This is a genomic window from Curtobacterium sp. 8I-2, assembly GCF_902506155.1.
GTDB lineage: Bacteria > Actinomycetota > Actinomycetes > Actinomycetales > Microbacteriaceae > Curtobacterium > Curtobacterium poinsettiae.
In genome coordinates this window covers 92,032-110,708 of the sequence record NZ_LR732826.1, presented here as the reverse complement: position 1 = coordinate 110,708, position 18,677 = coordinate 92,032, and the positions used below count along the sequence as shown (strand labels likewise).

Below are 18,677 nucleotides of genomic sequence, written 5' to 3'. Positions count from 1 at the left end.
GGCGCGGGCGGGCGCGGGCGCGGGCCGAGTCTCGGCTTGACGGACAGTTCTCGCCTTCCGTAGCCCGAGAACTGTCCGAGGACGCGTGACTCGCGGCCGCCGCAGGGCGCTACGTCCGCAGGACCACGTCGGCCAGGGCGGCCGGGTCCTCGGCGGCGATGAAGGCCTGCTCCTGCGCGGCCCAGCGGTCCCACTCGCGTGCGAAGACCTCGCCGTCGCGTCCGATCGCCCGGTCCCAGCGCACGGCGTCGTCGGCCTCGAGCCACACACGCAGCGACGCCAGCGGTGCCGACGCCCGCGACAACGCCCCGCAGCCCTCCACCACGATCGGCAGGTCGGGGTCCACCGACGTCCACTCCGCGGGTCCGTCGGCGTCCCAGTCCCACCGTCGGTAGCCGATCGGCGCTCCGAGCACGTCGGTCACCAGGGCGTCCGAAGCCGCTCGCAGGCCGTCCCAGCCCGGGTAGAGGTCGTCCAGGTGCACGAGCTGCGCTCCGAGCTGTTCCGCGACCTGCGCGCCGAGGGTCGTCTTGCCCGTGCCGGACCGGCCATCGATGAGCACGACGGCACGGTGGCCCGTGGCGGCGGCGACACCGGCGGCAGCAGCAGCGAGGCCCGGGGCGAGGTCCCCCGCGGTCGCGCCGGTCGTGCCGGCCCCGCCCGTCGTGCCGGTCGTGCCGGTCGTGCCGGCCCCGCCCGTCGTGCCGGTCCCGCCCGTCGTGCCGGTCCCGCCGGTCGTGCCCGTGGCACGTTCCGCGTCAGGCACGCCAGGTCCCCGTGCTCACCGCGACGGCGATCGACACCGCGCCGATGCCGACCAGCACCGCGACCGTCGCCCACTCCGGCCCGGCGAACCGCGCGACCCGCGCCCAGGTCCGCCGTCCGGGAGCGCCGAACCCCCGTGACTCCATCGCCACCGCCAACGTCGTCGCCCGGCGCAGCGCGAGCACGAGCAGGGCGAACGCCATGGTCGCTCCGCGGCGCAGCCTCCCGGAGTCCGCCAGCCCCCGGGCACGCCGGGCCATCGCGAGCTGTCGCCAGTCGTCGACGAGCAGCGTCATCATCCGGACGGCGGCGAGGGCCCCGAGCACGAAACGCGCGGGCAGCCGCAGCACCTGCGCGAGCCCGTCCGCCAGGTCGGTCGGGTCGACCCGCACGAAGAGCGCGATGGCCGGCACCCCCACCGCGAGGACCCGGAGCGCGGTCGCCAGCGCGAGCGTCAGCGACCCGTCGGTGACGTGCGCGAACCCGAGGTCGAACCACTCCCGACCCGAGGGTCTGCCGTACAGCGCGATGCTCACCGCCGTCAGCGGCACCGCGACCAGCACCGGTGCGAGTCGGAAGAGCAGTGTCCGGACCGGCAGGCGCAGGAGCGGCAGGAGCGCGAGTTCGAGCGCCAGGGCGACGGCGGCCGAGACGACGTCGAGGCTCAGCACCAGGCAGACACCGAGTGCGAGCACGCCGATCAGGGAGGCGACGGGCTGGACGCCGGGGATGCCGGTCGCGCGCGCGGCCAGCGGTCGTCGCGTGGGGGCCGACGCGTCGGTCGCGGCGGTCCGGTCCGTGTCGGTGGTCCGGTGCGTCCCGGCGGTCCGGTCTGGAGGCCCGGGGCGGTTCCCGGCTGTCGGTCCCGTCTCCGGGATGGCCGCGTCCGACGGTCCCTGGTCGCGCCCGACGGACCGCGCGCCGTCCGGCCCGAGGACGACCTCGTCGGCGTCGAGTGCCCGGACGAGGTCGCGGTCGTGGGTGACCGCCACCACCGCGGTACCGGCGTCCGCGAGTGCTCCGAGGCGCCCCACGACGGCCTGCCACGTGGCACGGTCCTGCCCGGAGGTCGGTTCGTCGAGCACGACGACCGGCGGACGGGCCGCGATGGCCGAGGCGATCGCGAGTCGTCGCTGCTCGCCGCCGGACAGGGTGAACGGGTTGGCGTCGGCCAGGTGTGCGAGCCCGAACTCGTCGAGCAGCGCGGAGGCTCGTTCGGCGGCATCGGGCGCACCGAGCACGCGGGGGCCGGCTTCGACCTCCTCGCGCACGGAACGGGCGACGAACTGGTGCTCCGGATCCTGGAACACCGTGCCGATCCGGGCCGCGAGTTCGCGGCTCGTCCAGGTGTGGGGCGTCGTGCCGACGCCGTCGGCCAGGAGGTCCGTGGCGCGGAGCTCACCGGCTGCCGGCGGGAGCAAGCCCGCGAGGGTCAGACCGAGCGTCGACTTGCCGACACCGTTCGGTCCGGTGACGGCGAGGACCTGCCCGGCTCGGAGCCCGAGGTCGATGCCGTTCCCGACCGGCTGCTTCCCCCGTGCCGTGCCGAGTCCCCGCGTCTCAAGCAGCACCGTGGTCCCCGCGCCGTGCCTGTCTCTTATACCCACCCCCACGCGGTCCGCCGCCGCACCGACCCCCACCCCGACGACGCCGAAGCCGACCCGATCGGCAGCACCGGTCGACGGGATCGACGCCCCGACCAGCACCACGGTCGCTGCCGCCACGGGCGCGTCCGTCCCGGTCAGCGCGAGCGCGGGTGGCAAGGCGACGCAGACCCTCGAGAACCCGCAGGCGTCCGGAGCCCCGCTCGTCCTCCGGGTCGTCGACCAGCAGGACGGCTGGGCCGAGGTGCAGCTCGCACAGCGCCCGAACGGCAGCACGGGCTGGGTGCCGACCAGCGCCGTCACCCTGTCCGAGGACCCGTACGCGATCGTCGTCACCCGTTCGACGAACACCCTCGACCTGTACAAGGCCGGCAAGGTCGTCGACAGCTACCCCGTCGCCACCGGCACCGGTGGCACCCCGTCGCCGACCGGTCGGTTCGCCCTGACCGAGCTGCTCGCGCCGACGAACGAGGGCTACGGCCCGTACGCGTACGGCACGACGGCGTTCTCGGACGTGCTCAACTCGTTCGGCGGCGGCCCCGGACAGATCGGGCTGCACGGCACCGACGACACGTCCAGCATCGGCACCGCCGCATCGCACGGCTGCATCCGCATGCACAACGACCACATCACCGCGCTGGCGGAGCGCCTGCCGCTCGGCACCCCGTTCCAGGTGCGCTGACGCGGTCACGCCGCCACAGAAGCGCGTCTGCCGCGGCCCGCCCGTGGCCCGCCCACGGCCTGGAGGCACGGCGTGCGCCCGGCAGTAGGCGCAACCGTCTCAGGTGGTGACGTCCAGGGCGACGGCGACCAGGGCCTCCAGGACGGTGCGCACCACGGGACGGACGGCACGGTCGGGGCGGACGAGTGCCTCGATGCGACGTCCGGCACGGACGTCGGCGAGCTCGGCCAGGTGGAAGCGGCCGGCGGCCCGCGTGCCCGTCGTGTACCGCGGGACGAGCGCGATGCCGTGCCCGGCGGCCACCAGGTTCTCGATGAGCGGCAGGTGGATCGTGCGGAACGCGACGCTCGGCGGGGTGTCCGTCGCCGCGGCCATGGCGTGCAGGACCCGGTCGATCGGGTACCCCTCCGGGACGCCGATCCACGTCTCCCCGACGACCTCGTCGATGCCCACGCGCGCGCGGCCGGCCAGGGCGTGGCCTGGTGGCAGGGCCACGTCGAGGGGCTCCCTGAGCAGCGGGACGGTCTCCACCGATCCTTGGTCGGCCGGTCGGACGCCGTCCGACCGGTGCCCGACGACCACGTCGTGGTCCGCCGCGAGCGGTGCGAAGTCTCCCTCGCTGACGTCCACGTCGACCAGGGTCAACGCGATGCCCGGGTGCGCCTGCATCCGGGTGAGCACGCCGGGCAGCAGCAGTTCCGCCGCCGACGGGAAGATCGCCAGCGACACCGGTCCGGTCGTCCCGCCCAGGTGCTCCTGCCAGGCGGCGTCCACCCGCGCGATGGCGGTGGCGACCCCGGACGCCAGGCCGGCGAGCACCTCGCCGTGCGGGGTCAGCCGGACCCCGCGGCCGACGCGTTCGACCAGCGGGACCCCGACCTGCCGTTGCAGGGTCTGCAGCTGCTGGGAGACGGCGCTCGGTGTGCGGTGGGTGGCCTCGGCGACGGCGGTGACACTCCCCCGCTCGGCGAGCTCCCGCAGGACCGCCAGCAGCTGCACGTCGAAGTCGACCATGCAGGGACCCTACATCGTGGTTCGCGAAGGTTTCGATGGACCTACAACGTCGTGCCCGGGACGATGAGGAGCATGACCGCCCGAGACCGCCTCCTCGCCGTCGTCGTCGCCGTGGTCTGGGGACTGAACTTCCCCGCGACGGCACTCGCGCTCGAGCACTTCCCGCCGTTCCTGCTCGCAGCGCTGCGGTTCGCGATCCTGGCGGTCCCGACGCTGCTGTTCGTGCCGCGGCCCCGGATCCCGTTCGGGCGGCTGCTGCTCGTCGGCCTGGGGCTCGGGGTGCTGCAGTTCTCGTTCCTGTACCTCAGCATGGCGTCCGGCATGCCGTCGGGGCTCGCCTCGCTGGTGCTGCAGGCCTCCGCGCCGTTCACGGTGGTGCTGGCCGGGGTGTTCCTGCGCGAGCGGCTGACCGGACGGCAGGTCGTCGGGGTCACCGTCGCCGTGGCCGCCCTCGCCGCGATCGCCCTGCACCGCTCGCAGACCGCCGCGCTGCTGCCGGTCGTGCTCGCACTGTGCGGTGCGCTCGGGTGGGCGATCGGCAACGTCGCGACCCGACGAGCGGGAGCCGCGAACCCGCTGCACCTGACCCTGTGGTGGTCCGTCGTGCCACCGGTCCCGATGGTTGTGCTGTCGCTCGTGGTCGAGGGGCCGGACCGCATCGGCACCGCACTCGGTTCGGCGTTCACGGCGGCCGCGCTGCCCGCTGACCTGGGCCTGTTGTACATCGTGGTCGTCGCCACCCTGGTGGGCTACGGCATCTGGTCACGGCTGCTGGCGGCCTACCCGTCGAGCACGGTCGCACCGTTCTCGATGCTCGTGCCGGTGGTCGGGGTGCTCGCGTCGTGGGCGGCCTTCGGCGAGGTGCCCGACCTGGTCGAGGTGCTCGCCGGCGCGGTCGTCGTGGCCGCCGTGCTGTGGTCGTCGCGCCCGGCCCGCGGGCCACGGCCGGGAGCGTACCCGGCGCCAGCCGCGGCCCCGGCACCGGCCCCGGCCCCGATCGACGGGGTCCCGGTTCCGGTGCTCAGCCCCGGTGCTGGCGACGCTCCGCGATGATCCCGGCGAGCGCCCCACGCAGGTGCGGGTAGCGGAACTCGTAGCCGGCCTCGGTCAGCCGGGTCGGCACCACCCACCGGCTCTTCAGCACGAGTTCGGTCTCGGTGCGGATCACGAACGACCCGAGCTCGAGCATCCACCGGAACGTCGGCACCCCGAACCGGCGCCCGACGGCGTCGCGGATGGTCGCCATGACGGTTCGGTTGTCGGACGGGTTCGGGCTCGACACGTTCACCGGCCCCTCGATCTCCGGGTGGTCGCGGAGGAACCGGATCGACCCGAGGACGTCGGCGATGTGCACCCAGCTGAACCGCTGCCGACCGTGGGTGGGCCGGTGGTGGTGGTAGGTGCCGGCGCGGAGCCGGGATCGGGTCGGCACCCACGGCCCGTCGTACTGCGGCCCACCGAGGCCGGCCTGGGCGAGCCGGAGGAGCGGCAGCAGGGCGCTGCCGTCGCCGAACACGATCGCCATCCGGAGTGCCACACGACGGGTGCCGGGCAGGTCGGCGCCGAAGAAGGCGTCCTCCCACGCGCGCGCCACCGAGACCGAGAACCCCTCGCCGATCTCCCCCGTCGCTTCGTCCTGCGGGCGGTCGTCGGCGTGCCGGTAGATCGTCGCGGTCGAGGCGTTCAACCACAGCGGCGTCGGGTGCTCGGACGTCCGGATGGCCTCGGCGAGCTCGAGCGTGGTGTCCACCCGCGAGCGCATGATCTCGGCGCGGTTGCGTCGGCCGTACCGGCAGTTGACGCTCTTGCCCGCCATGTTCACGACGATGGCGGCGCCGTCGACGAGTTCCCGGATGCGCATGGTGTTGCCCCACACGGCGTCGCCGGTCCGCCCGATCGTGACGACCTGGTAGCCCTCTTCCGTGAAGGCGTCCCGCAGGTACTGCCCCACGAAGCCGCTCGCTCCCGCGATCACGACGCGGCCCTTCTGGTCGCTCATCTCATCCCCGTTCTGTGTCCGGCGCGATCTCGTACCGGAACGCCCCCTCGTACCGGTACAGCGTGCCGACCACCGGTGCCGCGAGCACCAGGGACACGCGCTGCAGGTCGGCTTCGTCATCGAATCGTTCCACGAGCGTCACACGCGCGGGGACCAGGCGCAGCGCGACCGGCTCACGGTTCGATCCTGGCATGTCGTCGGTGCGGATCCCTACGATGTCGCACATGGGACACGACCACGGGCACGGCGTCGGGCACGCCTCGGAGCGCGCCCTGCTCATCGCGTTCTGCATCTCGGCGGGCATCCTGCTGGCCGAGGTCGTCGGCGCCGTGGTCACCGGTTCGCTCGCGCTGCTCGTCGACGCCGGGCACATGGTCGTCGACACCGGCGGACTCGGCATCGGGCTCGTCGCGACGCGGCTCGCCCGCCGGTCGCCGACCGCGCAGCGCACCTGGGGCTTCCAGCGGGCCGAGGTCCTCGGGGCCACCGCACAGGCCGCCATCCTGCTCGCCGTCGGGGTCTACGTGATCATCTCGGCGGCCCAGCGGCTCGTCGTGCCGGAGGAGATCCACTCCGGGCCGCTGCTCGTGTTCGGCATCGTCGGCCTCGTCGGCAACCTGGTGGCCTACGCGGTGCTGCTGCGGGCATCGGGCGAGGGGTTCACCTCGCGAGCCGCCCGGCTCGAGGTCCTCAACGACACCCTCGGGTCGGTCGCCGTCATCATCGCGGCGATCGTGCTCATGCTGACCGGGTGGGAGCGGGCGGACTCCGTCGCCGCGATCCTGATCGGTCTGCTCATCCTGCCGCGGGCGATCCGGCTGCTGCGTGAGACCGCGAACGTGCTGCTCGAGTCGACGCCGCCGGGGCTCGACCTCGACGACGTGCGCGGCCACATCCTCGAGCTCGACCACGTCATCGCGGTGCACGACCTGCACGCGACGCTCGTGGCGACCGGGGTACCGAACCTGACCGCGCACGTGGTCGTGGACGACCATTGCTTCTCGACGGCGCACGCCCCCGCGATCCTCGACGAGCTGCAGCGGTGTGTGGCGGAGCACTTCGACGTGCCGGTGGAGCACTCGACCTTCCAGTTGGAGCCGGTGTCGCACCGGCGGCACGAGTACGAGGTGCACGCGTAGGGTCCCGCGCTCGGGCGTGCGGGCGTCAGCGCCCCGGTTCCGCGACGATCCACCAGGTGATCGACGCGTGGTCTGTCGCAGAACGGGTGTCCGCGGGTGCCGGGTCAGCAGTCGTCGGTGCGCGTGGGGTACGCCGTGATCACCCGGTCGGTGGTGGCCGAGACGATCACCTTCACCCACGGCTCGTCGTCGGGGCGCGAACCGTCGTCGAACCGGACGGGTGCGGCGTAGCAGACCTTGCCGTCGCCGACGTCGAGCGGGAACCCGGGGCGGGGGTCCTCGAGCGCGGTCTGCACCGCCGTGAGCATGGCGTCGTCCCAGTCGCGCGAGCCGTGCCCGGTGACGACGTCGCGCCAGTCAGCGGTGTGGCGCACCCGGATGTGCTCGTACCCCTGGGCCGCGGTGCCGCACTGCAGGGTGACGCGGCCCAGGGCCTGGGTCTCGTACTGCGCGACCGCGGCCTGGGTAGTGCTGTCGCACCGCGCCAGGGCGGCGGACCCGGGCAGGTCCGGCCCCGTGCGGGTGATCGTGACGGTGCCGTCGCCGGTGGCGGTCGACGCGTCGCTCGGCGTCCGCGCGGCCGAGCCGACGTCGATGGTCGGGTCGTCCGCGCCCTGCCGTGCCGTCAGGAACAGCCCGCCGGCGAGGAGACCCGCGGCCACCACGGCCGCGATCCCCGTGATCACGGGACGGTTGCGGTTCTGGGGCACGCGCCCAGTATGCCGGAGGTGGGTCGCGCCTCCAGGCCGGATCACGGAGGACGGAACCCGGTTCCGGGTGCGGGAGGCGGACGCCAAGCCCGCCCGCCGTCAGGCGCGCGCGGCCAGCCGGGTGCCGGCGACGAGGGCCAGGACGGCGACGAGCACCACGTACCCGATCAGGACGGGCAGCGTCGGGATCACCAGCAGCGCTGCCCCGACGGCCACGACCGGCACGGTGAGCCCGGCGTAGGCGATGAGGAACGTGGCTGCGAGCACGCCACCCCGACGCTCCGGTCCGACGAGTGCTGCGGCACTGCCGATCGCGGCACGGAACAGCAGGCCGACGCCGGCACCCGCGACGACCCCGCCGCCGATGAACCCGGCGACCTGCAGCAGCACCGCGGCGACGGCCAGGACGACCAGCCCGACGACCAGCAGCACCATGCCGAGCCGGATCTGCGCCCGCTGCGACAGTCGGGCGAAGACGATCTGCGACAACGCGCTCGCGGCGAAGACCCCGAAGGTCGTGGCGCCGGCGGCCAGGCGGTCGGTGACGTGGAAGGTGGTGCCGAGGAAGCTCGGTGCGACCGAGGTGAAGAGCCCCTGCACGGCGAGTGCGGCGAAGGCGGCTGCCCCGGCGGCCCAGAACGCGGCACCCTGCCCCTCGGGAGCCTGCATGCGCTGCGGTCGGTAGGCCACGGGCTGCTCGGGGCGGTCGACCGTCTCCGGTGCGGCGAGCACCAGCACGAACGCGACCGCCAGCGCGATGACGAACACCACGTAGGGGACCATGAGCGGCTGCCCGACGAACTCGGCGAGGGCTCCACCGACCAGGGCGCCGAGCGACAGCCCACCGAGGTTCACGGCCCCAGCGGCGACGCTCGCACCCTTCGCGGAGTCGCTCGACCCGGTCGCCCGGACCCGGAGTTCACCGAGGTGCGCCGTCGCGGTCGCCGTCAGCGTCCCGACGCCGAGGCCGGTCACGAGCCGGGCGACGATGAGGCCGGTGACGTCGTTCCAGAGCAGGAACAGCACGGCGGCGACGAGCTCGAGCGCGATCGACACCAGGATGAGTGGCCGCCGCCCGTGCACGTCACTGAGGTGCCCCGCCAGGTACAGCGACCCGACGACCCCCACCCCGTACGCGGCGAAGATCACCGTCGTGGTGAACGTCGGGAACCCGTCGCGGGCCTGGTAGATGACGTAGAGCGGCGCGGGGACGGTCGCGAAGGCCATCACCGCGAGGAACGCGAACGCGACGACCCAGAAGCCGAAGCCGTGACGCCGACGGGTGTGGACACGGCGTCCGCGCGGCGCGACGACGCGGTCGCTCGCCGATGCGGGCGCGGCGCTGGTGGCGGGGACGGTACCCGTCGGGGTCTCGGTGACGGTTGACATGCTCTGATGATCGCGTGCGCGGTGCATCGAGTCCAACGGATGCCCTTGATGTCAGTGATCGATCTGCTCGATACTCAGACGATGGAGACCCGACTGCTCGAACAGTTCGTCACCGTCGCCGCCGAGGGCAGCGTCACCCGGGCGGCGGAACGGCTCTGGGCCGCGCAGTCCACGGTGTCCGCGGGCATCGCCTCGCTCGAGCGCAGCTTCGGCGTGCGGCTCTTCGACCGCACCGGCCGACAGCTCGTGCTGACCCCCGCCGGCGAGGACCTGCTCCCCCATGCCCGCGCGGTGCTCGAGTCCCTCGACCGGATGCGTGACCTGGCCACCGCCGACGACGCCGACCTGCGGGGTCGGGTGCGGCTCGGCATCTTCACGAGCATGGACATCGTCGACCTCACGGGCGTGCTGCAGCGGTTCCGGCGGCAGCACCCGCTCGTCGCCGTGGAGCTGATGACCTCGCCGTCGGGGACGACCGGCCTCGTGCAGGACCTGGTCGCCGGGCGGCTCGACATCGCCTACACGGGCCTGCCCACCGTGCCCGCCGGCGTCGTCGTGGAGCCGTTGCGGGAGATGCCGTTCCGGGTGTTCACCGCGGCGGACCACCCGCTCGCCGGCCGGTCGTCGGTGTCGCTCGCCGAACTCGCCGACGAGCCCTTCGTCGACACGGCACACGGGTTCGGCAACCGGATCATCCTCGACGGAGCACTCGAGCGACTCGGCATCCGTCGGCGCATCGTCGCGGAGATGAACGACATGCCCGCCGTGATCCGGTTCGCCTCGGCCGGGCTCGGCGTCGGGGTCGTGCCGGACTCGGGCGTGCGGTACGACGGGGCGGTGCTCGACCTGGAGGACGAGGTCGACCCGCTCCGCATCGGCCTGGCGGTCCGGACGTCCCCGGAGCCGAGCCGCGCGGTCCGGACGCTGGCGCGCGACATCGTGGCGGCGCGGGTGGGGTGACGCTGGGCGCGCTCGGTGTGCTTCGTGAGCAGGAACGGTCGCGTCGCGGTGCGCGAGGCGACCGTTCCTGCTCACGATCTGACCACCGACGGACTGGAGGCACGGGTCGGGTCCGCCACGTGCCTCCGGGCCGTCAGTCCCCCCAGAACGTCGCGATGAGGGCGGGCAGGAGCCCGTCGGTCGGGACGTTGGTCTGTTCGATGGTGATCCAGGTGTCACCGCGGGCGAAGTACGTGTAGGCCTTCTCGACGCCGTACGGCTCGACGATCCCGCGGGACTGGCAGAAGGTTCCGCCGTCACGCTCCGTGCAGGTCCCGCCGCCGTCGTACGCGGGGAACTCCTCGATCTCCCGCTGGATGGTCGCCTCGGTGGCGGTCCCGGCCCGGACCTCGATCCCGGACACGTCCGCGCGCGGGTCACGCCACGAGCAGGAGACCTTCGACTGGGTGCCCTCCGGGTCCTGACCATCCGGCACTCGATCGGTACCCGACGGTGGGTCGGCCTGCGTCAGCGGGGTGTCACCGAAGAAGCGGTCGTAGTCCTCGGCGGGGACGAGCGCGCGACAGTCCGTGGGGATCGTCGCCGCGACGGGGGTCGGTGTCGACGTCGGGGTGGGCTTCGGCACCGGGGCACCCGTGATCGGGGCGGAGCTCGGCGTCGTGGAGGACGGCGCAGGCTCGGGCTGCCGGGTCTGGGTGGGAGCGGCGACCGGGTCGGCGTTCTGCTGCGACAGGGTCAGGGCGACGGCGCCGGTGGCGGTGCCGACGGCGAGCAGCGCGACGACACCGATGACTATCCCGGACCGGCCACGACGACGCTTCGGGAGCGGGGTGGCACGTTCGAGGACGTTCTGCTTCATCGAGACGAGCATGCGCTGCAGGTCGTCTCCCTGCGGAGGCTCAGTGTTCATCGTGCATCACCACCTTCTTGAGTCGTCGACGGTTGCGGGACACCCGCTGGGTGACCGCGCCGACCGTGAGTCCGAGGAGTTCGGCGGCCTCGGCGTACGAGTGCCCCTCGAGCAGGCAGAGCTCGCAGATGCGGCGGTCGAGGTCCGGGAGCGCGGCGATCTCGGCGCGGACCCAGCGCAGGGTCTCGCGGGCCTCGTCGTGGTCGGCGGGCGAGGCGAGGTGCTCCGGGAGCTCGTCCGTGCGGCGCCGGGCCTGCTTGCGCCCGGTGTTGAAGGCGTGGTTGCGGCACACGACGAGCAGCCACGGCAGCACCGTGTCCGCCGGCAGCTCGAGGGTCGCGGCGCGCTGCCAGAGCGTCAGGAACGCGTCCTGCACGATCTCCTCGACGTCGGACCGGTCGTCGACCAGCGCCCACGCGTAGCGGGTGAGGGTGGCGGCGTACCGGTCGAACGCCCGGGCGAGCGCGCCGGTGTCTCCCTGTGCCATCGCACGGACGAGTCCTTCGTCCGTGTCGGTGCCGGTCGTCACATCCACATCCCACCCCCTTCACTCAGAGGTGTCGGCAGGACAGGCGATCCTGACAGGACCGTTCCGGATTCGTGACCTCGGGCGTGTCCGCCCAGGACTGGGGGTCAGCCGTCAGCCGTCAGCCGTCAGCCGTCAGCGGCGGGACTCAGTGGAAGTCGTCGCCGTCGCCCTCGGCCGGCGTCTTGTGTCCGCCGAGCATGTCGTTGTCGTCCTGGTCACTCGACGAGGCGAGCTGCAGCATCGCGAGCACGACGACCACCACGATGAACGCGACGCCGAGGAAGATCACGGCCAGCTGCAGTTCCCGCGTCGAGAACAGCACGACGAGCCCGGTGAACACCGCGATGATCGCGGAGATCCCGAGGAGCTCGACCGGGCGCAGACGGTCACGTCGGCTGGGGGTGGTCATGCGTGTGGTGCTCCGTCCGGGGCGACGGCCGGCGTGGCCGTGCCCCACTTGTGCGAGAGGCCGGCGATCACGTGGAAGACGGCCGTGATGGCGAGGTACGCACCGAGCAGGCCGACGAGCACGATCGAGGCGTCGAGGGTGCCGGTGACCTTCTCCACGCCACCGAGCTGCTGGGAGTAGTCCGGCGGGGTGACGAGGAAGGCGACCGCGAGCAGCAGCGTGAGGCCGCCGATCGTGGTCCAGTCGCGGGCGAAGGGCGAACGCCGCCGGGCCCGGAGCCCCTGCGACAGCTCGAGGGCTCCGGTCAGCACCGCGAACGCGACGATGACCGTGATGAAGGCCGGCAGCCCGAAGCCGTTGCACGCGATCGCGGCGACGGCGGCGAGCAGGGTGATGACGGCCTGCAGCAGGGTCGTGCGACGCGAACGACCGTCGAGGGGCAGTCGGGAGATCCCGGCGAACAGGAGCACGAGGCCCTCGACCAGGGCGAAGCCGCCGAAGAGCAGCAGGCCGTAGCCCGCGGCGTGGTTGGTCGAGAAGGTGATCACCATTGCGACGATCGCAGCGGGGACCGCTCGGAGGATCGGGATCGGCCAGTACCGCGCGCGCTGGGTCGCTTCTTCCACGGTGGTGGCGTCGTCCACGGTGTCGGACACGAGACCTCTTTCGGGCATGCGGATCGTGGATCCGATCCTACCGCCGGTGTGGTGAGCGCCCGACCGGAGCGGACTCGACCCCCTGTGGACGTCCACACCCCCCTGCACGGGGACGACACCGTCCTGCGGTGCCGTCCCCGTGGTGTCAGGGCTGCTGCGGGTCGTCGTCCGGGGCGCCCAGCCGGACACGACGTCGGGCGAGCCACCAGCACACGGAGCCCACCGCGGCGGCCACTGCGGCGAGCGCCGCGGCGAGGCCGAGTCCTTCGGCGCCCGTGTAGGCGAGGGCTCCGACGGGGGCACCCGGACCACGACCGGCCGCGGGGTCACCGGCGCCGCTGTCCCCGTCGTCGCGACCGTCCGGCGCGGGGCCGTCACCACCGGCGTCACCGTCCCCGTCGTCCGTGGCGGGGCCGGTCGTCGGCACCGGACCGGTGGTGGGCGAAGGGCTCGGCTCCGGCGCCTCGTCGTCCGGGCCGACGACGATCGCGACGCCGGTGGACGGGTCACCACCGTCCGGGTCGGTCGGCGACGTCGCGGTGGCCACGTTCACGACGTCGGAGCCGTCGCCCCGGTACGCGGGATCGAGCGCGGCACGGATCCGGAAGTCCAGGGTCTCGCCCACGTCCAGCGACACGTCGGAGCTGCAGGTCACCCGCTGGCCCTCGGCGGTGCACCCGTCGTCGGAGCCCACGAACCGCATCGCCTCGGGCAGGTCGTCGACCGCACCGACCTGCTGCGCCACCGACGGGCCCCGGTTCCGGGCGGTGACGAGGTACTCGACCTCGTCGCCGGGCTGGACGGTCGACGGCGACACCGACTTGTCGGTCTCGACGTGTGCCGCGACGACCGGTGCCGTCGCCGTCGTGCTCGCTCGCGAGGTGTTGTCGGCCTCGTTCGTGTCGGACAACGAGGTCGGCGGGGCGATCGTCGCCACGCTCTCCAGTGTTCCGGACGTGCCCTCGGCCACCCGGCCCTCGACCGTGACGACGGCCGAACCCCCTCGGGGCAGGGACAGGTCGGTCGCGACGTCCCCGGTGCCCGACCCGGTTGCGCAGGCGGAACCCTCGGCGGCGGTGCAGGTCCAGGTGACGTCTTCGACGCCGTCGGGCACGTCGACCTGCAGTGGGCTCGGGTCGGCGGCGTTCGGGCCGGGGTTGCGCGCCGTCACGGTGTAGCGGAGCGACTCACCGGCCGTCACGGTCGTGGGCAGGTCGTGCTCGACGGACAGGTCGGCGGGCTTCCAGACCCGGAGCGCGTCGACCTCGTGCTTGTCGACGTGGCTGCCCGTGGCCCCCGCGAACCCCAGGCGCAGCGTGCTGGGCAACGGAGCCTGGCCGTCGCCGTGCAGCGGGACCGAGTCGAGGACGGTGCGCATGGTCGAGCCGGCCTGCAGCCGGACCGTGACGGAGAGCCCGCCGTCGTCGTCGGGCAGCAGGGTGATGCGGACCGTGCGGGGCGTCGAGCCGGAGGTCACCGTGCCACCGGGAGCGGTCGCACCGGCGACGTACCGGTACCCCTCTGTCCCGTTGCCCGAGCCGCGGACCACGACGTGGTCGGGCTGCGCTCCCGGACCGGAGCCGTTGATGCGCGACGAGAAGTTGCCGTAGTGGTCGATCGCGACGGCTGCGAAGCCCCCGGGCACGCCGGGCAGGTCACACTGCCGCCCGCCGCCCTCGGTCGCTTCCTTGCGGCAGGCGTACCCGAGGCCGGCACCGAAGGACCCGACGCCCTGTGCCGCGGCCCCGTCGGCCAGGTACAGCAGCAGCCCGTCGGCCCCGGGGTCGTCCTTCGCGGTGTACATCGCGTAGGTGAACTCGATCTCGAGTCCGGTGTCGGACGGGAACGTGTCGTTGGTCGACCACGCTCCCGCCTGGTTCAGGACGTCGTCGGTGAGCCGCAGCCGCCCGCCGGACACCGCGGCGTCACCGTGCAGGGCGCCGCCGGACGCGCTGGAGAACTGGTTGACGTACGGGAAGTCGAGAGCCGCGGCGCTCGACCCGGACGGCAGGACGGCGGGCGCCGCGAGCACGCCGAGCGCGGTCACCGTGGCGCAGGCCGCGGCGACACGGCGGACGACCCGCGAGCGGAGCGACCGGAACGACCGGCGCGACCGCCGATCAGGGGCAGGAGCTGGAGCAGGAGCACTGGGATCTGTCATGCCCCGATGCTCGCGACCGGGACGTCACCCCCGGGCGGCGGCGGGATGATCTGTGGAACGCCCCCACGGGCCTCCGGGCTGTGGAGGAAGAACGGCGCAACCGGACCGCTCAGGCCAACCACACCGTCGTCTCACCCGGCAGCAGTCCCGGCGCGACCCCGTCGAGCGGCCCGGACGCGGCGACGACCGTGCCGTCGGGCAGGGGCACCGGGGCCGTGCCGAAGTTCGTCACCGACCGCCACCCGTCGTGCCGTGCGAACGCGACGACCTCGGAGCCGGACTCCAGCCACGTCAGGGCCTCCCCCTGCTGCAGGCGACGGCGGGCGGCGAGCGCCTCGCGGTACAGCGACAGGGTGGACTCGGGGTCGCCGTCCTCGGCCTCGACCGAGGACTCCCCGAAGTCCTGCGGCTGCGGCAGGTGCGGCGCGGCGTCCCCGAAGCCGAACGACGGCCCGGAACGCGCCCACGGGATCGGCACCCGGCAGCCGTCGCGGCCCTTCACGGTGTGCCCGGTGCGGAGCCACTTCGGGTCCTGCAGCAGGTCGCGCGGGATCGCCGCGGCCTCGTGCAACCCGAGCTCCTCGCCCTGGTAGACGTACGACGACCCGGGCAGCGCGAGCATCAGCATGGTGGCCGCTCGTGCCCGGCGGAGCCCCCGTGCGCGGTCGAGCTCCGGCGTCGTGCCGTCGGTCATGAGCCAGGCATCGGTGTCCGTGCCGTCCGGCAGGCCGTAGCGGGTGGGGTGCCGCACGACGTCGTGGTTCGAGAGCACCCAGGTGCTCGAGGCGCCGGACTGCTCCGAGGCGGCCAGGTTCCGCTCGATGATCCGACGGAACGCATCGGGCTCGAACGGGGCCTCGAGCAGGTCGAAGTTGAAGGCCTGCCCGAGCTCGGTCGGCCGGGCGTACAGGACGCGGCGCGGTGCCGGGGCCCAGGCCTCGGCGACGGCCGCGCGGGGCGGGTCGTACTCGTCGAGCACCCGACGCCAGGTGGCGAAGATCTCGTGCACCTCGTCACGGTCGTACAGCGGGTCGGAGCCGTCGAGCGGCAGGTCCTGCTCGTCCGACGGCCGGTACGGGGTCGACAGGTCCTTCGCCAGCCCGTGCGCGACGTCCACGCGGAACCCGTCGACACCGCGGTCCGACCAGAAGCGCAGGGTGTCCTCGAAGTCGGCACGGACCTCGGGGTTCGACCAGTCCAGGTCCGGCTGCTCGGGGGCGAACAGGTGCAGGTACCACTGCCCGTCGGGCACCCGGGTCCAGGCGCTGCCGCCGAAGTTCGACACCCAGTCGCTCGGCGGCAGTTCGCCGGAGGTACCGGACCCTTCGCGGAACACGTACCGCGCCCGCTCGGGCGAACCCGGCGCGGACGCCAACGCGGCCCGGAACCACTCGTGCTGGTCCGAGGTGTGGTTCGGGACGATGTCGACGATGACCTTCAGGTCGTGCTCGTGGGCGGCCCGGAGCAGCGCGTCGAGGTCCTCGAGGGACCCGAGCTTCGGGTCGACGGCCCGGTAGTCGGCGACGTCGTAGCCTCCGTCGGCCAGGGGCGACGGGAAGAACGGGGAGAGCCACAGCGCGTCGACGCCGAGCGATGCCAGGTACGGCACCCGGCTCGTGATGCCCGCGACGTCACCGAGTCCGTCGCCGTCCGTGTCGGCGAAGCTGCGTGGGTAGACCTGGTACACGACGGCGTCGCGCCACCAGGTCGGGTCGGTGGTTCGTGGCGTGCTGGCCGGGGTCCGAAGCGTGGTCACGACGCCACCGTACTCAGCGGACCGGGAATAGCGCCCCCTACGATCGCATTGGTTGTTGCTGACACCTTTCCGTCCAGCAACAGCATCCCGCAACAGAAGGAGCTCCATGACGAACGTCCTCGTCCTCGTCGGCAGCCTGCGCGCCGACTCCATCAACCGCAAGCTCGCCGAGGCCGCCGCGCACCACGCGCCGGAGGGCATCGAGCTGCACACCTTCGACGGCATCGTCGACCTGCCGTTCTACAACGAGGACATCGACGGTGACACCCCGCCCGCCCCGGCAGTCGCCTTCCGCGACGCGATCGCCGCCTCGGACGCCGTCCTGCTCGTCACCCCCGAGTACAACGGCACCATCCCCGCCGTGCTGAAGAACGCCCTCGACTGGGCATCGCGTCCGTTCGGCGCCTCGCCGCTGTCCGGCAAGCCGCTCGCCGCCATCGGTTCGGCGTTCGGCCAGTACGGCGGCGTCTGGGCCCACGACGACGCCCGCAAGGTCGCCGGCATCGCCGGCGCGAAGGTCCTGGAGGACGTCAAGGTCGCCATCCCGCAGTCGGTCGTCCGTTTCGCCGAGACCCACCCGCGCGAGGACGCCGAGGTCACGACGCTCGTGCAGGGCGCGCTCACCGCGCTCGCCGAGGCCGCGGCCGGCACGGACGAGTCCGCAGCCGCGTAACGCGACGACGGTCGGACAGGAGGCCCGTGGCGGGATCGCCACGGGCCTCCTGTCCGTCCGGTGCGGACGCAACGGTCGTTGCGAACGCATCGGACGGTGCGGACGCACCGGTCGTGGCGGAACCCGGGAGTCCGCTAGACGACCGAGATACGAGACGGGTTACCCTGAACGCCATGTCCACGCAGGAGATCACCGAGGCGTCCGGGTACTGGTTCCCGGACGACGACGCGACCCAGCGCGGGGTCGCCGTGCTGAACGCCCTGCGCCGGTACCGGTCCGCCGAGACCGCCATGCGCCGCCGGACCCGTGACTCGATGGGCATGGGTGAGACCGACCTGCTCGCCGTGCGGTTCCTGCTGCAGGCGCAGCGCTCCGGCACGTCCGTGAGCCCCAAGGACCTCGCGGCGTACCTCAAGATCTCGTCCGCGTCGACGACGATCCTGATCGACCGCCTGGTGAAGTCGAACCACGTGCGCCGCGATCCGCACCCCACCGACCGCCGGGCCCTCGTCATCACGCCGACGACCGAGACCGACGACGAGGTCCGCGCCACGCTCGGCGTGATGCACCGCCGGATGATGTCGATCGCCGAGGGACTCCCCGCGTCCGAGGCCCGGGTCGTCGCCGGTTTCCTGGAGCAGATGCGCCAGGCGGTCGACCTGGTCGACCCCGCGCCGTCGCACTGAGCACCGTCGCGGCGAGGCCTCCGACTGTCGTCGGGGGACGCTGCCTCCGAGCGCACTGAGAACGTGCACTGCGGCACCGCGTAGACCGGAACGGTCACACCGACGCGAAAGGAGCCACAACCATGCACGCTTCGGACAAGATGGCCAAGAACCTCCAGGCGGTCCTCGTGGACCTCATCGACCTGCACCTGCAGGGCAAGCAGGCCCACTGGAACATCCTGGGCACCAACTTCCGCGACCTCCACCTGCAGCTCGACGAGATCGTCGACGCCGCTCGCGAGTTCGCCGACGACACCGCCGAGCGCATGCGCGCGCTGTACCTCGTGCCGGACGGCCGCTCGGCGACCGTCTCCGCGGGCAGCCACCTCGACGCGTTCCCCTCGGGCGAGATCACCACGCACGACGCCATCGACCAGGTCACGCTCCGGCTGTACCAGGCGACCGGCACCATGCGCGACGTCCACGACGAGGTCGACGAGGAAGACCCGACGACCGCGGACCTGCTCCACGGCTTCATCGAGCGCCTCGAGCAGCTCGCCTGGATGGTCTCCGCCGAGAACCGCGCGCCCAGCACCCCGCTGGCGTCCGCCACCACGCCCGCCGTCGCCGACGCGTCGGCGCACGCGTAGGGGCCC

Annotated in this window: 20 protein-coding genes; 7 read left to right on the top strand and 13 right to left on the bottom strand. The window is 73.1% G+C overall.

The window, feature by feature from the left end; translation table 11 throughout:
* Positions 1-109 precede the first annotated feature (109 nt).
* Positions 110-766, bottom strand: coding sequence for an ATP-binding protein (locus BOSE127_RS00590; RefSeq protein ID WP_201300408.1), 657 nt, complete (start codon positions 764-766; stop codon positions 110-112).
* Complete coding sequence (locus tag BOSE127_RS17255) at positions 759-2,336, bottom strand: ATP-binding cassette domain-containing protein (RefSeq protein ID WP_159555963.1); 1,578 nt, start codon at positions 2,334-2,336, stop codon at positions 759-761. The genes BOSE127_RS00590 and BOSE127_RS17255 overlap by 8 nt, the downstream gene beginning before the upstream one ends.
* A gap of 1 nt (position 2,337) precedes the next feature.
* Between BOSE127_RS17255 and BOSE127_RS00575 the strand changes: the two genes are divergently transcribed.
* On the top strand, positions 2,338-3,051 hold the full coding sequence (locus BOSE127_RS00575; RefSeq protein ID WP_236559464.1) for a L,D-transpeptidase family protein: 714 nt from the start codon (positions 2,338-2,340) through the stop codon (positions 3,049-3,051).
* A gap of 99 nt (positions 3,052-3,150) precedes the next feature.
* On the opposite strand, the gene BOSE127_RS00570 is transcribed toward BOSE127_RS00575, so the two are convergent.
* Positions 3,151-4,065: a LysR family transcriptional regulator gene (locus BOSE127_RS00570; protein ID WP_159555961.1), complete on the bottom strand. Its 915-nt coding sequence runs from the start codon at positions 4,063-4,065 to the stop codon at positions 3,151-3,153.
* A 72-nt stretch (positions 4,066-4,137) separates the two neighbouring features.
* Between BOSE127_RS00570 and BOSE127_RS00565 the strand changes: the two genes are divergently transcribed.
* The gene (locus BOSE127_RS00565) at positions 4,138-5,118 is read left to right on the top strand and encodes an EamA family transporter (RefSeq protein ID WP_159555960.1); all 981 of its coding nucleotides are present in this window, start codon (positions 4,138-4,140) and stop codon (positions 5,116-5,118) included.
* On the opposite strand, the gene BOSE127_RS00560 is transcribed toward BOSE127_RS00565, so the two are convergent.
* Positions 5,087-6,064: an epimerase gene (locus BOSE127_RS00560; protein WP_017886482.1), complete on the bottom strand. Its 978-nt coding sequence runs from the start codon at positions 6,062-6,064 to the stop codon at positions 5,087-5,089. The genes BOSE127_RS00565 and BOSE127_RS00560 overlap by 32 nt on opposite strands.
* 1 nt (position 6,065) lies before the next feature.
* Positions 6,066-6,290, bottom strand: a complete 225-nt coding sequence (locus tag BOSE127_RS00555) for a hypothetical protein (RefSeq protein ID WP_159555959.1) — start codon at positions 6,288-6,290, stop codon at positions 6,066-6,068.
* Between BOSE127_RS00555 and BOSE127_RS00550 the strand changes: the two genes are divergently transcribed.
* Positions 6,289-7,203 carry a cation diffusion facilitator family transporter gene (locus BOSE127_RS00550; protein ID WP_017886484.1) on the top strand — a complete coding sequence of 305 codons (915 nt, stop codon included), beginning with the start codon at positions 6,289-6,291 and terminating at the stop codon, positions 7,201-7,203. The genes BOSE127_RS00555 and BOSE127_RS00550 overlap by 2 nt on opposite strands.
* A 104-nt stretch (positions 7,204-7,307) precedes the next feature.
* Here BOSE127_RS00550 and BOSE127_RS00545 read toward each other — a convergent pair whose 3' ends face one another.
* Positions 7,308-7,913, bottom strand: a complete 606-nt coding sequence (locus BOSE127_RS00545; protein ID WP_159555958.1) for a hypothetical protein — start codon at positions 7,911-7,913, stop codon at positions 7,308-7,310.
* A gap of 99 nt (positions 7,914-8,012) precedes the next feature.
* Positions 8,013-9,302 carry an MFS transporter gene (locus BOSE127_RS00540; protein ID WP_159555957.1) on the bottom strand — a complete coding sequence of 430 codons (1,290 nt, stop codon included), beginning with the start codon at positions 9,300-9,302 and terminating at the stop codon, positions 8,013-8,015.
* Between the two features lie 48 nt (positions 9,303-9,350).
* Here BOSE127_RS00540 and BOSE127_RS00535 point away from each other — a divergent pair, with 48 nt between their 5' ends.
* Positions 9,351-10,262 (top strand): LysR family transcriptional regulator, encoded by a 912-nt coding sequence (locus BOSE127_RS00535; RefSeq protein WP_159555956.1) that lies wholly within the window; start codon positions 9,351-9,353, stop codon positions 10,260-10,262.
* 133 nt (positions 10,263-10,395) lie between these two features.
* Here BOSE127_RS00535 and BOSE127_RS00530 read toward each other — a convergent pair whose 3' ends face one another.
* The 6 genes from BOSE127_RS00530 to BOSE127_RS00505 all read right to left on the bottom strand — a co-directional run bounded on the left by BOSE127_RS00530 (position 10,396) and on the right by BOSE127_RS00505 (position 16,683).
* A complete protein-coding gene (locus tag BOSE127_RS00530; RefSeq protein WP_139179716.1) occupies positions 10,396-11,172 on the bottom strand; it encodes a hypothetical protein in 777 nt (258 codons plus the stop codon).
* Entirely contained in the window at positions 11,162-11,701 is a 540-nt protein-coding gene (locus tag BOSE127_RS00525) for an RNA polymerase sigma factor (RefSeq protein ID WP_017886488.1), read from the bottom strand. The genes BOSE127_RS00530 and BOSE127_RS00525 overlap by 11 nt, the downstream gene beginning before the upstream one ends.
* Before the next feature lie 145 nt (positions 11,702-11,846).
* Positions 11,847-12,110 carry a hypothetical protein gene (locus BOSE127_RS00520; protein ID WP_017886489.1) on the bottom strand — a complete coding sequence of 88 codons (264 nt, stop codon included), beginning with the start codon at positions 12,108-12,110 and terminating at the stop codon, positions 11,847-11,849.
* Positions 12,107-12,766, bottom strand: a complete 660-nt coding sequence (locus BOSE127_RS00515; protein ID WP_017886490.1) for a DUF308 domain-containing protein — start codon at positions 12,764-12,766, stop codon at positions 12,107-12,109. The genes BOSE127_RS00520 and BOSE127_RS00515 overlap by 4 nt, the downstream gene beginning before the upstream one ends.
* Positions 12,767-12,911: 145 nt before the next feature.
* Positions 12,912-14,927 carry a lectin-like domain-containing protein gene (locus BOSE127_RS00510; RefSeq protein ID WP_139179715.1) on the bottom strand — a complete coding sequence of 672 codons (2,016 nt, stop codon included), beginning with the start codon at positions 14,925-14,927 and terminating at the stop codon, positions 12,912-12,914.
* A 109-nt stretch (positions 14,928-15,036) separates the two neighbouring features.
* Positions 15,037-16,683, bottom strand: coding sequence for a glycoside hydrolase family 13 protein (locus tag BOSE127_RS00505; RefSeq protein WP_159555955.1), 1,647 nt, complete (start codon positions 16,681-16,683; stop codon positions 15,037-15,039).
* A 106-nt stretch (positions 16,684-16,789) separates the two neighbouring features.
* On the opposite strand from BOSE127_RS00505, the gene BOSE127_RS00500 reads away from it, so the two are divergent.
* From BOSE127_RS00500 to BOSE127_RS00490, 3 genes are all read left to right on the top strand, one after another.
* Positions 16,790-17,356, top strand: coding sequence for an NADPH-dependent FMN reductase (locus BOSE127_RS00500; protein ID WP_017886493.1), 567 nt, complete (start codon positions 16,790-16,792; stop codon positions 17,354-17,356).
* Positions 17,357-17,529: 173 nt separating this feature from the next.
* Complete coding sequence (locus BOSE127_RS00495) at positions 17,530-18,042, top strand: MarR family winged helix-turn-helix transcriptional regulator (protein WP_159555954.1); 513 nt, start codon at positions 17,530-17,532, stop codon at positions 18,040-18,042.
* 122 nt (positions 18,043-18,164) lie between these two features.
* Positions 18,165-18,671, top strand: a complete 507-nt coding sequence (locus BOSE127_RS00490) for a Dps family protein (protein WP_017886495.1) — start codon at positions 18,165-18,167, stop codon at positions 18,669-18,671.
* Positions 18,672-18,677: the final 6 nt, after the last annotated feature.